This window comes from Novosphingobium resinovorum (genome assembly GCF_027922145.1).
Taxonomy (GTDB): domain Bacteria; phylum Pseudomonadota; class Alphaproteobacteria; order Sphingomonadales; family Sphingomonadaceae; genus Novosphingobium; species Novosphingobium resinovorum.
Genome location: NZ_BSFC01000056.1, coordinates 1 through 851, shown reverse-complemented (window position 1 = coordinate 851; position 851 = coordinate 1). Strand labels below are relative to the sequence as shown.

Sequence of the window (851 nt, the reverse complement as noted above, 5' to 3'; positions counted from 1 at the left end):
AGAGATGAAGACAACGGTTCCGACCTAACGGTCGGTTACGCAGGATCTGCCTGCACTTCTTTGACATTGTGAATGGGTTTTTTAATCGATGCCGTGGCGCGTCGTACCTGCTGACGTAGTGGGTACAATATGACGCGCAACATACAGATTTACATCTGGCTGAGATTAATCGTCCGCACCTGAAAACAATGCAGCTTCTATGCAGGGCTGTCATTGATGGTGTGGATTCTCAAGCGTGAGGTAAGAGCATCTGGTGGATGCCTTGGCATGTACAGGCGATGAAGGACGTGGCACGCTGCGATAAGCGTCGGGGAGCCGTGAGCAGGCTTTGATCCGACGATTTCCGAATGGGGAAACCCACCTTCACCATTTCTCTCGATGGTTGCTTCGGCAGCAATTGAGTGAGGTGGATAAGGTATCCCAAGTTGAATACATAGACTTGGTGAAGCGAACCCGGGGAACTGAAACATCTAAGTACCCGGAGGAAAAGACATCAACCGAGATTCCGTTAGTAGTGGCGAGCGAACGCGGACCAGGCCAGTGCCTCATCTTCAGTTAGCAGAACGACTTGGAAAGGTCGACCATAGTGGGTGACAGTCCCGTATGCGAAAACGATAGATGAGGACTCGAGTAGGGCGGGACACGTGAAATCCTGTCTGAACATGGGGGGACCACCCTCCAAGCCTAAATACTCGTACATGACCGATAGCGAACACAGTACCGTGAGGGAAAGGTGAAAAGCACCCCGATGAGGGGAGTGAAACAGTACCTGAAACCGGATGCTTACAAGCAGTTGGAGCCTCTTTAGGGGGTGACAGCGTACCTCTTGCATAATGGGTCAGTGACTTAAT

General features: G+C 51.4%; 1 rRNA gene. It reads left to right on the top strand.

Annotation, left to right across the window (positions count from 1 at the left end):
* Positions 1 to 230: 230 nt before the first annotated feature.
* Positions 231 to 851, top strand: a 23S ribosomal RNA gene (locus PKE80_RS25210); the annotation flags it as partial.